Annotated in this window: 17 protein-coding genes; 10 read left to right on the top strand and 7 right to left on the bottom strand. The window is 51.0% G+C overall.

Features of this window, described 5'->3' with window-relative positions; genetic code table 11:
• Positions 1-190: 190 nt before the first annotated feature.
• Positions 191-1,480: an HAAAP family serine/threonine permease gene (locus tag DRI82_RS21160; RefSeq protein ID WP_114195888.1), complete on the top strand. Its 1,290-nt coding sequence runs from the start codon at positions 191-193 to the stop codon at positions 1,478-1,480.
• A 97-nt stretch (positions 1,481-1,577) separates the two neighbouring features.
• Entirely contained in the window at positions 1,578-2,942 is a 1,365-nt protein-coding gene (locus DRI82_RS21155) for an L-serine ammonia-lyase (RefSeq protein WP_114195903.1), read from the top strand.
• Between the two features lie 98 nt (positions 2,943-3,040).
• Here DRI82_RS21155 and DRI82_RS21150 read toward each other — a convergent pair whose 3' ends face one another.
• Positions 3,041-3,472, bottom strand: coding sequence for a helix-turn-helix domain-containing protein (locus tag DRI82_RS21150; RefSeq protein WP_114195887.1), 432 nt, complete (start codon positions 3,470-3,472; stop codon positions 3,041-3,043).
• A 259-nt stretch (positions 3,473-3,731) separates the two neighbouring features.
• Complete coding sequence (ribA, locus tag DRI82_RS21145; RefSeq protein ID WP_114195886.1) at positions 3,732-4,325, bottom strand: GTP cyclohydrolase II; 594 nt, start codon at positions 4,323-4,325, stop codon at positions 3,732-3,734.
• Between the two features lie 282 nt (positions 4,326-4,607).
• On the opposite strand from ribA, the gene pgpB reads away from it, so the two are divergent.
• The 5 genes from pgpB to yciH all read left to right on the top strand — a co-directional run bounded on the left by pgpB (position 4,608) and on the right by yciH (position 8,505).
• A complete protein-coding gene (gene pgpB, locus DRI82_RS21140) occupies positions 4,608-5,369 on the top strand; it encodes a phosphatidylglycerophosphatase B (RefSeq protein ID WP_114195885.1) in 762 nt (253 codons plus the stop codon).
• A 424-nt stretch (positions 5,370-5,793) separates the two neighbouring features.
• Positions 5,794-6,105, top strand: a complete 312-nt coding sequence (locus DRI82_RS21135; RefSeq protein WP_114195884.1) for a LapA family protein — start codon at positions 5,794-5,796, stop codon at positions 6,103-6,105.
• 6 nt (positions 6,106-6,111) lie between these two features.
• Positions 6,112-7,281: a lipopolysaccharide assembly protein LapB gene (gene lapB / locus DRI82_RS21130; protein WP_114195883.1), complete on the top strand. Its 1,170-nt coding sequence runs from the start codon at positions 6,112-6,114 to the stop codon at positions 7,279-7,281.
• Positions 7,282-7,439: 158 nt separating this feature from the next.
• Entirely contained in the window at positions 7,440-8,168 is a 729-nt protein-coding gene (gene pyrF, locus DRI82_RS21125; RefSeq protein WP_114195882.1) for an orotidine-5'-phosphate decarboxylase, read from the top strand.
• Positions 8,169-8,178: 10 nt separating this feature from the next.
• Positions 8,179-8,505: a stress response translation initiation inhibitor YciH gene (gene yciH / locus DRI82_RS21120; RefSeq protein ID WP_114195881.1), complete on the top strand. Its 327-nt coding sequence runs from the start codon at positions 8,179-8,181 to the stop codon at positions 8,503-8,505.
• Between the two features lie 288 nt (positions 8,506-8,793).
• Here the strand turns inward: yciH and osmB are convergent, their stop codons facing one another.
• Positions 8,794-9,012, bottom strand: coding sequence for an osmotically-inducible lipoprotein OsmB (gene osmB / locus DRI82_RS21115; RefSeq protein ID WP_114195880.1), 219 nt, complete (start codon positions 9,010-9,012; stop codon positions 8,794-8,796).
• Between the two features lie 531 nt (positions 9,013-9,543).
• Between osmB and araD the strand changes: the two genes are divergently transcribed.
• Positions 9,544-10,239: an L-ribulose-5-phosphate 4-epimerase gene (gene araD / locus DRI82_RS21110; protein ID WP_114195879.1), complete on the top strand. Its 696-nt coding sequence runs from the start codon at positions 9,544-9,546 to the stop codon at positions 10,237-10,239.
• A gap of 59 nt (positions 10,240-10,298) precedes the next feature.
• Here the strand turns inward: araD and DRI82_RS21105 are convergent, their stop codons facing one another.
• The 3 genes from DRI82_RS21105 to DRI82_RS21095 are packed head-to-tail and all read right to left on the bottom strand — an operon-like array spanning position 10,299 to position 14,434.
• Entirely contained in the window at positions 10,299-11,048 is a 750-nt protein-coding gene (locus DRI82_RS21105) for a DeoR/GlpR family DNA-binding transcription regulator (RefSeq protein ID WP_114195878.1), read from the bottom strand.
• Between the two features lie 49 nt (positions 11,049-11,097).
• Entirely contained in the window at positions 11,098-13,530 is a 2,433-nt protein-coding gene (locus DRI82_RS21100; RefSeq protein ID WP_114195877.1) for a formate C-acetyltransferase/glycerol dehydratase family glycyl radical enzyme, read from the bottom strand.
• A 4-nt stretch (positions 13,531-13,534) separates the two neighbouring features.
• Complete coding sequence (locus DRI82_RS21095) at positions 13,535-14,434, bottom strand: glycyl-radical enzyme activating protein (protein WP_114195876.1); 900 nt, start codon at positions 14,432-14,434, stop codon at positions 13,535-13,537.
• 138 nt (positions 14,435-14,572) lie between these two features.
• On the opposite strand from DRI82_RS21095, the gene fsa reads away from it, so the two are divergent.
• Positions 14,573-15,238, top strand: a complete 666-nt coding sequence (gene fsa, locus DRI82_RS21090; protein WP_114195875.1) for a fructose-6-phosphate aldolase — start codon at positions 14,573-14,575, stop codon at positions 15,236-15,238.
• Positions 15,239-15,721: 483 nt separating this feature from the next.
• Positions 15,722-16,267 carry an Ail/Lom family outer membrane beta-barrel protein gene (locus tag DRI82_RS21085; RefSeq protein ID WP_114195874.1) on the top strand — a complete coding sequence of 182 codons (546 nt, stop codon included), beginning with the start codon at positions 15,722-15,724 and terminating at the stop codon, positions 16,265-16,267.
• A 69-nt stretch (positions 16,268-16,336) separates the two neighbouring features.
• On the opposite strand, the gene pncA is transcribed toward DRI82_RS21085, so the two are convergent.
• On the bottom strand, positions 16,337-16,963 hold the full coding sequence (gene pncA / locus DRI82_RS21080; RefSeq protein WP_114195873.1) for a bifunctional nicotinamidase/pyrazinamidase: 627 nt from the start codon (positions 16,961-16,963) through the stop codon (positions 16,337-16,339).
• Positions 16,964-16,974 lie beyond the last annotated feature (11 nt).

Genomic DNA, 16,974 nt, shown 5'->3' with positions numbered 1-16,974 from the left:
CTATTTAACTTTTATGCAATATTTAGCACATGGCTAGAATTTACCTTAAAAGAAAAATTTAGCGTAAAACCAGTATTAACCACATCACTAGGCATTAATTATATACCCTGAATAATTCGAGGGCGCAGTCAACGTATCTGCGGATTGAAGTATGACGGGTATAAAATCGTTCCCCAAGGAGAACATTATAATGAACACACTATCTGAGACGACTTCAGTTCTTGAATCGTCCCCCGTCTCTACCTGGCGTAAAAGCGACACCATGTGGATGCTCGGGCTGTACGGCACGGCGATTGGCGCCGGCGTGCTGTTCCTGCCCATCAACGCAGGCATTGGTGGATTGATTCCGCTTATTATCATGGCGCTCATCGCATTTCCGATGACATTTTACGCACACCGCGGTTTATGCCGTTTTGTATTATCCGGCAAGAACGGTGGTGAAGATATTACCGAAGTTGTTGAAGAGCATTTTGGTGTTGGCGCGGGTAAGTTGATTACGCTTCTCTATTTTTTTGCCATTTATCCTATTCTATTGGTTTACGGCGTGGCGATAACAAATACCGTTGATAGTTTTATTACTCATCAACTTCATTTGTCTTCACCACCTCGTGCAGTATTGTCTTTGGTTTTAATTCTCGGACTGATGACTGTTGTACGTTTCGGTGAAACCATGATCGTCAAGGCGATGAGTATCCTGGTATTTCCGTTCGTCGCTACATTGATGTTACTGGCGCTGTACTTAATTCCAAACTGGAGCGGTGCAATATTCGACACCTCTGCCATTGCGGCAAGTACTTCTGGCAGTAGTTTATTAGTTACCCTGTGGTTGGCGATTCCAGTGATGGTGTTTTCTTTCAACCATTCGCCGATTATTTCTTCCTTCGCTGTGGCGAAACGGAAGGAGTACGGTGACGACGCTGAGAAAAAATGTTCGCGCATTCTGTCTTACAGCCACATCATGATGGTGCTGACGGTCATGTTTTTTGTGTTCAGCTGTGCGTTGAGTCTCTCAACCGCCGATCTGCTGGAAGCAAAAGCACAGAACATTTCGATTCTTTCTTACTTGGCCAACCACTTTAACAACCCGATTATCGGTTACATCGCCCCACTGATTGCTGCCGTTGCCATTTCCAAATCGTTCCTCGGCCACTATTTGGGAGCACGTGAAGGCTTGAATGGCATGATGATTAAATCACTGCGTAGCCGCGGAAAAACGGCGTCAGTGGATAAATTGAACCGCATCACCGCCATCTTCATGCTGCTGACTACCTGGCTGGTTGCGACATTGAACCCAAGTATTCTGGGCATGATCGAAACACTGGGTGGCCCGGTCATCGCCATGCTGCTGTTCCTGATGCCGATGTATGCCATTCAGAAAGTTCCGGCAATGAAAAAGTACAGCGGCAAAATCAGTAACGTCTTTGTCGTGATAATGGGACTGATCGCCATGTCCGCCATTGTCTACAGTTTGCTCGGTTAATCCTCTCCGGGGCAGGATTCTGCCCCGGCTCTTTCCCCGACAGTTTTCCCTTGCTGCTCTTCAACTGCTGCTTCACTCGTAAAGAAAGGACATGATTATGGTTAGCATCTTTGACATATACAAAATCGGTATAGGTCCTTCGAGCTCCCACACAGTTGGCCCAATGAAAGCCGGCAAAATGTTTACTGATGATTTGATCGCCAAGGATCTGCTGGCGTCCACGTCCCGCATCGTCGTGGATGTCTATGGTTCCTTGTCATTGACCGGGAAAGGGCACCACACGGACATCGCAATTATCATGGGTCTGGCGGGGAATCAGCCAGATACCGTCAACGTAGATACGATCCCGTCATTCATCAATCTGGTTCGTCAGCATCGCCGTCTTCCAATGCCGGGTGGGCATGAAGTCAGCTTTGATGTTGACACAGCCATCAATTTTCGTGATGAAAACTTACCGTTGCATGAGAACGGCATGACGATCAGCGCCTTTGCGCAAGACACGCTGATCTACAGCAAAACCTATTATTCGACCGGCGGTGGCTTTGTCGTTGACCGTGAGAGTTTCGGCAAAACCAGCACGTCTGAAAAGTCCGTGCCGTTCCCATTTTTTTCCGCACAAAACCTGCTGCGTCATTGCCATGACAACTGTTTGTCCTTGTCGGCGGTCGTCATGAAGAATGAGATCGCTTTGCATGGCCGGGAAGAGATCGAGCGTTACTTCGCCGCCGTCTGGGCGACCATGAAAAACGCGATGCAGCGTGGCATGAATACGGAAGGCGTGCTGCCGGGGCCAATCCGCGTACCGCGTCGGGCCTCGAGTTTGCATCGTCTGCTGTTTACCAACGATCGTTTCTCCAGCGATCCGATGAATGCAATGGACTGGGTAAATATGTTCGCCATGGCCGTTGCGGAAGAGAACGCTGCGGGTGGCCGGGTAGTCACCGCACCCACCAACGGAGCCTGCGGGATTGTCCCGGCGGTCCTGGCCTATTACGATCACTTCATCCAGCCCGTCACACCAGAAGCGTATCTGCGCTATTTCCTGGCGTCAGGCGTTGTCGGGGCACTGTACAAAATGAATGCCTCTATCTCGGGTGCTGAAGTGGGATGTCAGGGCGAAGTAGGCGTTGCATGCTCAATGGCGGCGGCAGGGCTGGCTGAGCTTCTTGGCGGAAGTCCGGAACAAGTGTGCATCGCCGCAGAAATCGGCATGGAGCATAACCTCGGGCTGACTTGCGATCCAGTAGCCGGGCAGGTGCAGGTACCTTGTATTGAGCGCAACGCCATCGCTGCGGTGAAGGCGATAAATGCGTCAAGAATGGCGATCCGCCGCACTACGGCACCGCGCGTATCGTTGGATAAAGTGATCGAAACCATGTACGAAACCGGCAAGGACATGAACGCGAAATACCGTGAGACATCGCGGGGTGGTCTGGCGATAACGGTAGTGATGTGCGAGTAGTTGACAGACACACGTTGCAAGGCAAATAGCAGTCTGATTGTTTCACTTAAGCCACTGTTCTATCGGGACAGTGGCTTTTCCCTTTACGGGCTGCCGAGTTATTTCCCGTCAGACCATGACCAGATAATATTATTTTCGGCGGCAGCGATATACCAGTCTACCGCGGCATGGGAAACGGCTTTTTCCTCAACCGGTTTTTCCAGCTCTTCTACCAGAGTTGCGGCGGATTTCTTGCGGATCCGCAGAGGGACATGTTGCGGATCGCCACTGATCTGGGCATTGAAGGTTCTAACCTCGGTATCAAACAGGATCCCTTCAAGCTGATGCAGGCGATTGAGCCCGCGCAGAATACAAATTAGTGTGCTCAGGGTCACAGACTCACCCATTTCTGCCCGCTTAATCGTTGCGATACCAAGACCTGCCCGTTCAGCCAGATCGATTTGAGACAAACGTTGTTCAATGCGCGCATCTTTAATTCTGCGGCACAGGCCGGAGATGATTTCGCTGTCGGACATCGTACTGAAATTCATAACATGAAACCCTAGTCGCCTATCAATAAACACGCATTATTGTATCATTACTGCTGAAAGTAACTGATGGCTGAATGATGAAAACTTGACTAGAAGTGGTGTTTTTCTAAACAAAAAAGGAAAGCACTGAGAAAGCAGGATATACCCAAAGTAATCGATGGCGCAGCTAACACCCCTGCAACGTCAAGTACGGAGGGGATATTGAAGAAACGGGCTCCATTGGCTGGGTGCTAACGGAGCGGGAAATAACCACTGGAAATTACTTTGGATCCAGTAAGTGGCCCATTTTAGCCGCTTTGGTGTTCAGATAGTGTTCGTTCTTCGGGTTGCGCCCGGCGAGCAGCGGGACGCGTTCAACGATATTGATGCCTGCTTCCGTCAGGATTTCCACTTTGTTCGGGTTATTGGTCAACAGACGCACGGCACTGACGCCGAGCAACTTGAACATATCCGCACAGAGGGTGAAATCACGCTCATCAGCGGCAAAACCCAACTGATGATTCGCTTCAACGGTGTCCGCCCCTTTATCCTGTAATGCATAGGCGCGAATTTTATTCAGCAAACCGATATTGCGTCCTTCCTGACGATGATAGAGCAGGATACCGCGGCCTTCTTCGGCTATATGATTCAATGCCGCTTCCAACTGAAAACCGCAATCGCAGCGCAGGCTGAAGAGTGCGTCGCCCGTCAGGCATTCAGAATGCACGCGGGAAAGAACGGGGGTATCACCGGTAATATCCCCAAAGACCAGCGCAAGATGATCGTGGCCGGTTGCCAGTTCTTCAAAACCTACCATCAGGAAATCACCCCATGGCGTTGGCAGTTTGGCCTCTGCCACCCGTTTTAGCTGCATACAACTCTCCAAAAAACTTTCTGCTTTTATTATTCACTGTTGGGCATCGTACTTTCTGATGCGCAGCTTGACCAGCAATAAACCGTTTTCAAGACGATTATAGACGCCTATTTTGCCATAGTTTGCAGTAGCCTGTGGCACGGTAAATCAACAATCGCACACAATACCTATACCTTCGGCTTTATGCGTTGATTTTTGTCGGCCCCAATGCCGGGGAGCATTTCTGATACAAAGGAAATTGCATAATTGTTACACTGACTTTTTAACCCAAAGGATCGGTAGATGTTGGAAATAGCAAAACGAACGACATGCGGGGCATTGATTTTGCTGATAATGCCGCTTGCCGTATGGGTTTCTGGCTGGCAATGGCAACCGGGAAACGACGGACATTTGCTGAAGGTTCTGTTCTGGATGACCGAAACCGTCACCTCCCCGTGGGGCATTCTGACCAGCGTGATTTTCAGCGCCTGGTTTTTATGGTGTCTGCGATTTCGTTTGAAACCTGCGATCGGTCTGGTACTGATGCTGAGTGCCGCGCTGCTGATCGGTCAGGGGGTCAAGTCCTACATTAAAGGGCAGGTTCAGGAACCGCGGCCTTTCGTGCTTTGGCTGGAGAAAACCTATCCTATTGACGATTCACAGTTCTACCAGCTTTCTAGAAAACAGCGTGGGGAAATGGTGGGGCGTCAATTGCAGAACGATCGGCAGATTCCGCTCTGGTTACGCCAGCATTGGCAATTTGAGACAGGTTTTGCCTTTCCGTCAGGCCACACCCTGTTTGCCGCCAGTTGGGCCCTGCTTGGCGTGGGATTGTTGTGGCCGCGTCGACATTTCAAGACGGTGATGGTTTTGATGGTTTGGGCAACGGCAGTCATGGGCAGTCGTTTGGTGCTCGGCATGCACTGGCCACGCGATTTGGTCGTGGCGACGCTCATCAGTTGGCTCTTGATCACCTTGGCCTGTTGGCTGGTACAACGCTGGATTGGCCCGCTGACCATACCTCCTGAGGAAAATAAGGAGATCATCGAACGGGAAAGGCAGTAGACTTTTTCGGTTCCCCCCTCAAAAGGCATCAAAGGGTGCCTTTTTTACGCCCATAGGTTCTTACTCTTTCTCTTTGCTGCCGCATAAAACGTCCAATTTGTGACTGCTATCACTATCCCACGGCGGCAACTTTTTATGCAAAGCTGAATAAATAACCAGCGCGCCGGCATTTATTCAGCCTGGCTTGTATCTCCGGGGAACAACCCCATATCATATTGGTGGTGAGGACAGTGCGACGGATCAAAGTGGCAGGCGGCAATAAACGCGCATAATAACGCCAGACATGCGGTTTATCTTGGGGCAGGGTTTCCCAGTAGCGGCCGGAAATGCTAACTTATTAAGGATTACCACAATAAACGTCACTGTCGCAGACTGTACTTTTTGACATCACTTACCCGGTTAACCCGGCATTACAGGAATGAATGTGAAATATCTGCTCATTTTTTTGCTCTTGCTGGTAGTTGTCGTGATTTCTATCACGTTAGGCGCCCAAAACGATCAAGTAGTGACTTTCAACTATTTATTGGCGCAAGGCGATTACCGCGTGTCTACGCTGTTGGCGGCCCTGTTTGGAACTGGGTTTGTGCTCGGCTGGATCATTTGCGGTCTGTTCTATTTACGCGTACGGCTCTCTTTAGGCCGTGCCCAGCGTAAAATCAAACGACTGGAACAGCAGATCGCTCCGGTTGAGGCCACCGGAGCGGTGGTGACTCAGCCTTCTATCAGCAAGGAATAACACTCTATGTTAGAGCTGCTGTTTCTGTTGTTGCCCGTGGCTGCAGCCTACGGCTGGTACATGGGGCGCAGAAGTGCTCAGCAGGACAAACAACAGGAAGCCAACCGCCTGTCACGTGAATATGTGACGGGGGTAAACTTCCTGCTTTCAAATCAACAAGACAAAGCGGTTGATCTGTTCCTCGACATGTTGAAAGAGGACAGCAATACCTTTGAAGCCCACCTGACGCTTGGCAATCTGTTCCGCTCGCGCGGAGAAGTCGATCGCGCACTGCGAATTCATCAGGCGCTGATGGAAAGTGCCTCGCTCACCTTTGAGCAACGCCTGCTGGCCGTACAGCAGCTTGGCCGCGATTACATGGCCGCCGGGCTTTATGACCGCGCAGAGGATATGTTCACCCAGTTGCTGAAGGAAGAAGACTTCCAACTGTCGGCGCTGCAACAACTGCTGGTCATTCATCAGGCGACCAGTGACTGGCAGAATGCGATTGATGTTGCAGAGCGCCTGGTCAAGCTGGGAAAAGAAGACAAACGCGTCGAGATCGCCCATTTCTATTGTGAACTGGCGCTGCAGGCGATGGGTAGTGACGATCTCGATAAGGCGATGACCTTTCTGAAAAAAGGCGCATCGGCAGACAAACTTTGTGCGCGCGTCTCGATCATGCAAGGGCGGATTTTCATGGCGCAGGATGACTACGCCAAGGCATCTGACGTGTTACAGCGCGTTCTGGATCAGGACAAAGAGCTGATCAGTGAGGCATTGCCGCAACTTGAAGAGTGTTTCCGTCACCTGCAACAACCGGTTGAGTGGGCAGAATTCCTCAAACGTTGCGTTGCACACAATACGGGGGCGGTGGCAGAACTCTATCTGGCAGATATCCTTGAGAAGACGGAAGGGATCGACGTTGCGCAGGTCTATATTAACCGCCAGTTACAGCGTCATCCGAACATGCGGGTTTTCTATCGCCTGATGGATTTCCACCTGGCCGAGGCGGAAGATGGCCGAGCTAAAGAGAGCCTGTTGCTGCTGCGCGATATGGTGGGGGAGCAGATCCGCACCAAGCCGCGCTATCGCTGCCATAAATGCGGTTTTACCGCCCATTCGCTTTACTGGCATTGCCCATCCTGCCGCTCCTGGGCGTCAATCAAACCCATTCGCGGCCTCGACGGGCAGTAATTCCCAGACGACGCCCGTCCTCAGGGATTCTAATTTCTTCACCAAACCTCTATTAGTCACGTGTGTGGCTAGGATTTCATGCCTGTCGCCTGTAGAATGCGGGCGTTAGAATTTTTCACTGCCCCCAATCTCCTTTCCACTTGCAGAAGGCTGAAGACATGAAGTCAGAAAAAAAGATGAATAACAATGACTTGAAATCGTCACCTATTGTCGTTGCGCTGGATTACGCGGACAAAACAGCGGCGTTGGATTTTGCCGATCGTGTCGATCCTCAGGATTGCCGCTTGAAAGTGGGCAAGGAAATGTTCACCTTGTTTGGCCCGCAACTGGTGCGCGATCTCCACAGCCGCGGGTTTGATGTGTTCCTTGATCTTAAATTCCACGACATTCCCAATACGACCGCGCGTGCCGTGGCTGCTGCGGCAGATCTGGGCGTCTGGATGGTGAACGTCCACGCCAGCGGCGGCGTGCGTATGATGACTGCGGCGAAAGAAGCGCTGCTGCCTTTTGCTGCTGATGCACCCCTGCTGATTGCTGTAACCGTCCTGACCAGCATGGAAGGCAGTGATCTGCGTGATATTGGCATTGATATGCCACCCGGCGATCACGCGGAGCGTCTGGCGAGGTTGACCCGCAGTTGCGGTCTGGATGGTGTGGTCTGTTCCGCACGGGAAGCGGCACGCATGAAAGCCAGCTGTGGTCAGGACTTCAAGTTGGTGACCCCCGGTATTCGCCCGGTGGGCAGCGCGGTCGGCGATCAACGCCGGGTCATGACGCCGCAGGAAGCACAGGCGGCGGGGGTGGATTTCATGGTCATTGGCCGTCCGATCACGCGCGCAGGCGACCCCGCAGCCATGCTGCGCGAAATCCGTGCGTCTTTGGCCTGAGGGAAAGATGATGAGTCGCAACGATAATCCTCTGGTTTACTCCACAGACAGTGGTCGGATTGAGCAACCGGTCGAAAAGGCCGAGCGCGCCAAAGGTGATGGCATCGTGCGTATCCAACGGCAGACCAGCGGGCGCAAAGGCAAGGGCGTGTGCCTGATTACCGGCATTGATCTTGACGATGCGGCACTCGATAAACTGGCGGCAGAACTGAAGAAAAAGTGCGGTTGTGGCGGTGCAGTGAAAGAGGGCGTGATTGAAATCCAGGGTGATAAACGCGAATTGCTGAAGCAATTGCTTGAAGCCAAAGGGATGAAGGTTAAGCTCGCCGGAGGATGAATTCATGAAGTCTTGCCCTGCCTGCATATTGCGGCAGGGCAAGATAGTAGTATTGCAGACTGAATATTGTTGTAATAGGGAATGTTGAGGCAATAAAAATTAGCAAAAGGGAAATGTTGCTGATTTAAATAGACGTCACGAAGCAAATTTCCCGGTTTTTTTATTTTTACATTGATTATATCATTGAAAATAATAGACCGGAAAACTGGCTGTAGCTAATAACGGCTAATAGGCCAGACCGTTTAAATCCAAAATAATATTCCTTCCCTGATTGGAATTACTTTACATTTATTTACCTACCTGATGACCAATAATCCCACCAACGGCCGCGCCACCAACGGTACCCAATGCACTTCCGTCAGTTAATACAGCACCACCCAAGGCACCTGCACCTGCACCAATGGCCGTGTTGCGGTCGCGTTTTGACATGCTGGAACAAGCACTGACTGACAAAGCCAGCGTAATCGCCAGAGCGGCAGTTGCAATACGTTTATTGAATATCATCATAATATCTCTCCTTAGCTTCGGCTCGGCGGTATTGTCTTATAAAGAATCTCTCCATCAAAACTGGCGTTCAACGGCATAAAAAAGTAACGCCTGCTGGATCAATCTTAAGTATAGGCAATAATCGCCATTTCAGCCTGCTTTAGCGTCCTCAAAAGTAAAACAAATTTAAGTTTCCCACTCTTGCTGACGCTATTTGGTTGTGTTCAGCAGTCTGGCCTGTCTTCATTCGCAGCAGCATATAGCCCATGGCGCATGAATACAGTCAGATGCATTAAGTTTATTTCAGTAGGAAGTATTCACTAGGTAAATAATCTTAATTTGCTGCCGGCCTATCGGTGAAAGCACAAAAAGTCCATTCTCTCCTTCATTGACTTTCTTTTGCTTAAGATCATTGCATCCGGTGCACGCTTTGCCTTTTCCAGCAGGATAGCACGCACTCTTTAGCGATTTACCCCATACCTGCAACTCACGCAGACTCCCAAAATATACCCAAATACTTTGGGTATGGGAAAATCAATGGGGGTACTTACAATGCTAAAAGAGCTCAAACAACAGGTGCTGGAGGCCAATCTGGCACTGCCGGAACATAATCTGGTGACCTTTACCTGGGGCAACGTCAGCGCAGTAGACCGCCAGCAGGGGCTGATGGTGATTAAACCTTCCGGCGTTGAGTATAAGGCCATGACACTGGACGATATGGTGGTCGTGGAGTTGGAGAGTGGCAAAGTGGTCGAAGGCAGCAAAAAGCCCTCTTCGGATACCGATACGCACCGCGTTCTCTACCTGAATTTTGCGGCGGCGGGCGGGATCGTCCATACGCATTCGCGGCATGCCACGATTTGGGCTCAGGCAGGGAAAGATATTCCGGCGTGGGGAACAACGCACGCAGACTATTTTTACGGGGCGATTCCCTGCACCCGACTGATGACCGACGCTGAAATCAGCGGGCGCTATGAGTGGGAAACCGGGGAGGTTATTGTGAAAACCTTCCAGGAGCGGCAGATCGATCCCAAAGATGTCCCGGCGGTGCTGGTGCATTCACACGGTCCATTTTCCTGGGGTAAAGATGCCGACAATGCGGTTCACAATGCGGTAGTGCTGGAGGAAGTGGCCTATATGGGACTGTTTTCACGCCAATTGACGCCAGATCTGCCAGATATGCAGCAGATCCTGCTCGACAAACACTATCTGCGCAAGCATGGAAAAAATGCCTATTACGGGCAATAAGACGCGGATCGCTGCGCATAATGACAACCGCCATTGTGCGCAGCAAAAAGTATGGCAGGTTACCCTTCAGCCACCGTATTGACGGTGATCCCTTGCTGTACCAGCGAGTCGGCGAAATCCTGCGTGAGCCCATCATCAGTGATGACCCGGCTAAAGGCGTTTACCGTTCCAAGCGGATTGGAATTGATTTTGCCGAACTTGGACGAGTCGGTAATGATGATGTTTTCCATCCCTTTGGCGAGCACGGCGTTAACCACATCTGCCCGCATCATATCGCGCCCGGTGAAGCCATTTTCTGGCAGGTAACCGTCGATCCCAATGAATGCCTTGCTGAAATTGACTTGCTGGATGCACATCCGCGTCAGCGGGCCAACCATCGTTTCGCTCTTCTTCTGATACATCCCGCCCAGGAGAATCACCTCGCACTCGCTCTCTTTCAACAGATGGGCAATATAGCTACTGACGGTGATCAGGGTAACTTTCTTGTGTTCGGCGAGATAACGGGCCAACAGGGCATTGCTGCTGCCGCTTTCAATAAAAATAGTCTCTCCATCTTCAACCAGGGAAGCGGCAAACTGTGCCAGCTTCTGCTTCAGGGCAAAGTTGGACATCATACGTGTATCGAGGTCGTCGCTTTCGATGGCCAGAGCAAAGCCATGAGCGCGCTTTAGATAGCTGCGCTGTTCCAGCAGCGTGAGATCCTGACGGATGGTGACCTCGGACACGCCGCAAAGCTGGGAAAGTTCGCTGACGCTGACCCGGCGCTTCAGGTTCACGTGCTGCATGATGTTCTGGTGTCTTGCGTTCATGGTTACCCGAATGGAGGGCAGCCCGCAGGCTGCCACTCACTGTCAAAAGTTACAAAGTATGTTCTGTTCGGGCAATGATATCATCCTGGGCGTCCGGCGATAAGGCCGTAAAGAAAGCGGAATAGCCGGCAACCCTCACCACCAGGTCGCGATAGCGATCCGGATGCTGTTTGGCGTCCAGCAATGTTTCACGCGAGACGATGTTGTACTGCACGTGCCAGCCAAGATGTACCTCAAAGAATGTGCGCAGCATGATCAGTAACTTCTGCCGATCGCGAGGATTCTCCAGCGTCGAAGGATTCAATTTCTGGTTAAGCAGTACGCCCCCGAGGATGGCGCGCGTCGGCAATTTGCCCAGCGAGTTGAACACGGCGGTTGGTCCGAGTTGGTCGGTACCGGATGCCGGACTGGCACCTTCCGCCAATGGCGTGCCACTTTTTCGTCCGTCCGGCGTGGCGCAGGTGGCTGCGCCGAAGGGAACGTTGGCAGAAATGGAAGAGGTGCCGGCGTAGTAGGTTCCCCCGATGGGGCCGCGACCAAACCGGGTGTTATGGTATTGCGTCAGCTCTTCAATGTACGTTTGATAAGCCCGGACCAGCAGATGATCCACATCGTCATGATCGTTGCCGTATTTAGGTGCGCCGTTGATCAGCCGTTGACGCAGTTGCTCGCCATCAAGTCCGTCGAAATCGTTTTCCAGAGCCGCTGCAAGTTGTTGTTGAGCAATGAGTCCCTGTTCGAAAACCAGTTTGCGCACTGCCGCCAGACTGTTCCCGAGGTTGGCGATACCGACTTGCAGACCCGATACCCAGTCATATTTTGCGCCCCCCTGCTTAATGCTTTTCCCACGTTCGATACAGTCATCCACCAAGGCCGAGCAGAGAATATCGTGGGCATTTTCTTCCAGTACGGTATCGACGACGCACTCAATCTCAATCGATTTTTGCGTGTAGTAGCGAATCTGGCGATCCCAGTCATCCAGCACCTGATCGAAATTATCGAAGTTACCCTGCGACAGCGCATGTTCTTGCGGCAGGAAGATTTTGCCGCTGGTGGCATCGCGCCCTTGTTCAAGCGCGGCCAGCATCACCCGGGCAAAGTTGATGAAACTCATTCCGGTACAACGGTAACCCCATTTCCCGCCTACTGCGGTTTCGATACATCCGATCGCGGCGTAGTCGTAGGCGTCTTCACGCTCAACGCCCAGTTTGATGAACTCGGGAATAACGATTTCATCATTATTGAAAGCAGGCATCCCAAAACCGCAGCGAACCACCTGCACGCAGGCATCAAGGAAATCATCACTCATGCCTTGATGGTAGCGCACGCTGAGATTCGGTTGCGTGGAACGCAAACGTCCGCAAGACTCGAGAACCGCATAGGAGAGAGGATTGACGGCATCAAATGCCTCGCCATTAATCAGCTTCTGGCCGCCGATGGTGACGTTTTGATACAACGGGCTGCCAGCGGACGCTTTCGAATGGGTGCCGGAGCGGATTTTGTTCACTTCAAGCAGTTTCAGCCAGCAACCGTGCAGCATTTCAATGGCTTTTTCGCGATCGAGAGTTTGCTCCAGTTCTACATCGCGGCGATACCACGGATAGAGATATTGGTCGAGACGCCCGAAAGAGACCGAGTGACCGTTGGACTCGATTTGCAGTACCAACTGAATGAAATAGCACAGTTGCAACGCCTGCCAGAAGTTTTGCGGTGGCTGATGGGCAATATGGTCGCAGTTCGCGGCAATGGACAACAATTCTTCGCGGCGCCATGCGCGTGTTTCATCTTCAGCTATCTTCCGTGCCAATGTGCCAAAGCGGTTGATGTGGATGCTCAATGCATCCAGGGTGATATCAATGGCTTTAAGGAATTGCTCTTTGTGCAGATCATCCCAATCGGTCAAGGCCAGCCGGTTGCGACGCTCGCTCACTTTCTCGCGCAGGCCATCGATGCCTTTCTCCAGCAATAACGGAAAGTTCACCGCCAGATGCGCATCGCCGGAGGTCATATTTCCTTCTGCCTTGATAATGCCGGAATCGAGCAGTGACTGTTGTTCAGTCGTAAACATTCCGTAGCAGCGATCCTGAACCGTCTGGCCACGCCACCACGGGCAGATCGCGTGCAATACCGTTTTATCCTCTTCAGACACCGAAAACCCGGCGCCGGGACGGTCGCCCAGATGATCGATCTCCTTTTCAATCCAACTGACGGTGTATTCCGGGAAGATCGGCGCGGCTCGCACCTGGCTGGCCTGATTACCGACAATCAGCTCATCATGCCTGATCCAGATGGTGCGCTGTTCCAGATGATGGGCAAGCGCCAGTGCACGGCGAACAGGTAACGGTTTGTCCTGATGTTGCTGATAAATTTCGGTGTAGTGTTGTGCGCGTTCGGTACAAATCGGCGGTTTAACAATGGTAATCAGCGCATTTTTATGGGCCTGGATGCGCTCACTCAGCGTTTCAAGATTGAGCAGGGTCATGGCGTTATCCTCTTAAAAGGGCAGTGAGACCGCGATCGGCGGCGTATTGTTGTGCGTACGCCAGCAAATCCGGATTATCCAACGGTTGCCGGGCGGCAAGGTAGGGCATGCCCAGCAGGGAATATTTGTTGATGCCCAGCGTGTGGTAAGGCAAAAAGTGGATTTCACGACAGCCGGTTTCATCGGCAGCAAAATTGACAATTGCGCGAATCGAGTCATGGTCGGCATTAAAATCAGGGATCAGCGGTACGCGGATGATGATCTCCTTGTCCGCGCGCGCCAGGCGGCGGAAGTTATCCATGACCCGTTTTGCCGAGCCCTCAGTCCATTCGGCAAAGCGCTTGCCATCAACGTGCTTGAGATCGGCCAGAAGCAAATCCAGCGAGTCGAGCGAGGGGGAAATATAGGACCAGGGAACATGAAGGCAGGTTTCCACCGCTGTATGAATGCCATGCTGGCGGCAGCGTTCAAGTAACTGGGCGTAGAGTTCCGGTTGCATAAAAGGCTCACCGCCTGAAATCGTCACACCGCCGCCGCTGCGCTGGTAAAAAGGCAGGTCACGCAAAACGTTCTGCATAATCTGGTCAACATCGGCGACTTCACCGCAAATACTCAAGGCTCCGCTGGGGCAACACTCGCCGAGCGTGGCATAATCCACTTCAGTCAGGTGCTGGCGCTCAAGCGTAACGGTATCGTTTTGCATCTTGATAGCATGGGGATAGTTATCACAACATAGGCGACAGCCGGAAATACACAGCCGCGCATCGAACAGTATCTGTGGCTGACGTGAGCGGCTTTCCGGATTCTGGCACCACCGGCAACCCAGCGAGCAGCCTTTCAGGAACACCACAGTGCGGATCCCCGGACCATCATGTGTCGAGTAGCGTTGCAGATTAAAAATCATAGGTCACCTCAATGCTTCTTTCGTAAATTAAATAACTTTCGAATGAAAGTATTATTGATATCGGTCAAACAATTCTCGGCTTTTTTCGCTAGTATTGATGAATATTTGAACCAGCCCACATGAAGTGAGGAGAAGGATATGGAGCTTTATCTTGATACGGCAGATGTTGGGGCGGTAAAACGTCTGGCGCGCATCCTGCCATTGCACGGCGTAACGACCAATCCGAGTATCGTTGCCAGGCAGGGCAAACCGATTTGGGAAGTGTTGCCTGCTTTACGTGACGCGCTGGGAGGCACCGGGAAATTGTTTGCTCAAGTGATGGCGGCAGACGCAGAGCGCATTGTGGCGGAAGCCCTGCTACTGACTCAGCGGGTCCCCGGACTCATCGTCAAAGTCCCTGTAACATCCGAAGGGCTGGCAGCCATTAAAAAGCTGAAGACCATGGGCATTCCGACGCTGGGAACGGCGGTGTATGGTGCAGGGCAGGGATTGCTCGGTGCATTGGCTGGCGCTGAATATGTTGCGCCCTACGTCAACCGACTGGATGCGCAGGGTGGTGACGGCATCGAGATGGTTCAGCAGTTACAGAAATTACTGACGCTACATGCGCCACAAAGCAAAATACTGGCGGCGAGTTTCCGTACACCGCGTCAGGCGATTGAATGCTTGCTGGCCGGTTGTCAGGCGATCACGTTACCCGTGGATGTCGCAGAGCAATTGCTGACTACCCCTGCGGTGCAGGCTGCCGTAACCCAGTTTGAGAATGACTGGCAAAACGCGTTTGGCACCCACATCCTGAGTTAGCATAACGGGCCACGAATACCTGGCCCTCAATTTTCTCAATAATTTCGTTCATCTCCTTTACAGAAAGGCCTCGCTTAAATGAGGCCTTTTTCTAAAATTTTATTTTCAGTTGCTCAGAATAATCTTGGTCAATAATGTAATTATCTTATTACTTTTTCTAAGTCTATTTACTTCAAGTGCTGAAACTTATATTTTTTTATTCGCCGTTTCCGCTGCAATGGCAAATCATTTATTTGATGAGCACAAAAAGCTAATACACACCGTGATTTTTCTATAACTTTTAAGACTCTAATGTAACGCCTGAAAATTAATATTATAAAATGTGACTAAAATCCCACATAAGTTAAGTTTATTAAAAACTTGTCGCATTTATTTTTGAAAATACTCATCTTATTAAAGAAGTATCTTAAGTCCTGTAACAGTATGATTTACTGCACCAACTCACTATATGTTAACATTTTGTTTTCTTTTTTAGAGGGAACTATGAAAAAGATTATTGCACTGGCAACATTGGCATCCTGTATTTCTTTCGGTATGGCAGCCGCTTATGCGGATGCTGGCAAACAAACCATTTCAGTAGGTTATGCACATAGTAGCGTAGATTGGGATGGGATAGATGTCGATGGCGATCCAAGTGGTCTCAACCTGAAGTATCGCTATGAGTTCGATGATCAATTCGGCATCATCGGCTCTTTCACGTATACCCAAAAAGATTACCATGCTTATACGTCTAACATGCGATATGCCGGAAAACTTGATTTGGATTACTATTCCTTAACGGTTGGACCATCATTCAGGGCTAATGATTATTTCAGTGCCTATTTGCTGGTTGGTATGGCTCGCGGGAAATATGATCTCAAAAGTGATTATTATATGAATGAGTCAGAAACTCAAAGCGCATTTGCCTATGGTGGTGGGATTCAAATCAACCCGCTGCCGAATTGGGTGATCGATGCGTCGTATGAGTATTCCAAACTCGATAATGTCAAAGTCGGTACCTGGGTGCTGGGTGTCGGTTATAGCTTCTGATTGAGCTGACAATTTATTGCTACCCTGCACAAGCGGCTATGTGCAGGGTATTTTTCATGCCGGTACGGGTTATTTAAATTCCGCCAGCGTTATCAATTGAGCACCCGCTTTCTGCATCTGCATTAACGCCTGTTGGCTATCCTCAGCGTGCAAATTTACCCCGCGACACCCTTCTACAATCACGCGGGTGTTGTACCCCAGTTTAAGTGCATCCAGTACGCTGAATTTGACACAATAATCCGTGGCTAATCCCATGACCGTCAAATTCTGGATAGACTTCGCCTGCAACCACGCATGCAATTCGGTTTGCGAACGATGGCCGTTATCAAAAAAAGCGCTGTAACTGTCAATGTCGGGGTTTTGCCCCTTGCGGAATATCTGGTCGATCAATTGCTTATTTAAGGCTGAATGGAAATCAGCCCCGGATTGCTGCTGCACACAGTGAACCGGCCACCACACCTGGGGCAAACCTTCCAGTTCACCCAGCGTTCCTGGTTGCGTGCCGGAATTGACGGCAAAACTGCGATGATTCAGCGGATGCCAATCCTGACTGGCAACCACGGCAACCCCATTTCGATGGGCGATTGCCATGGCCTCGTTGGCAATCTCGATCACGGCATCACCGTTTTCCACCGCCAAGGCACCGCCGGGGCAGAAGTCCTTCTGTAGATCAATCAACAACAACGCTGAATTCATTTTCCACCTTA

This window comes from Edaphovirga cremea, assembly GCF_003332275.1.
Lineage (GTDB): Bacteria > Pseudomonadota > Gammaproteobacteria > Enterobacterales > Enterobacteriaceae > Edaphovirga > Edaphovirga cremea.
This window is presented reverse-complemented; position numbering and strand designations above follow the sequence as displayed.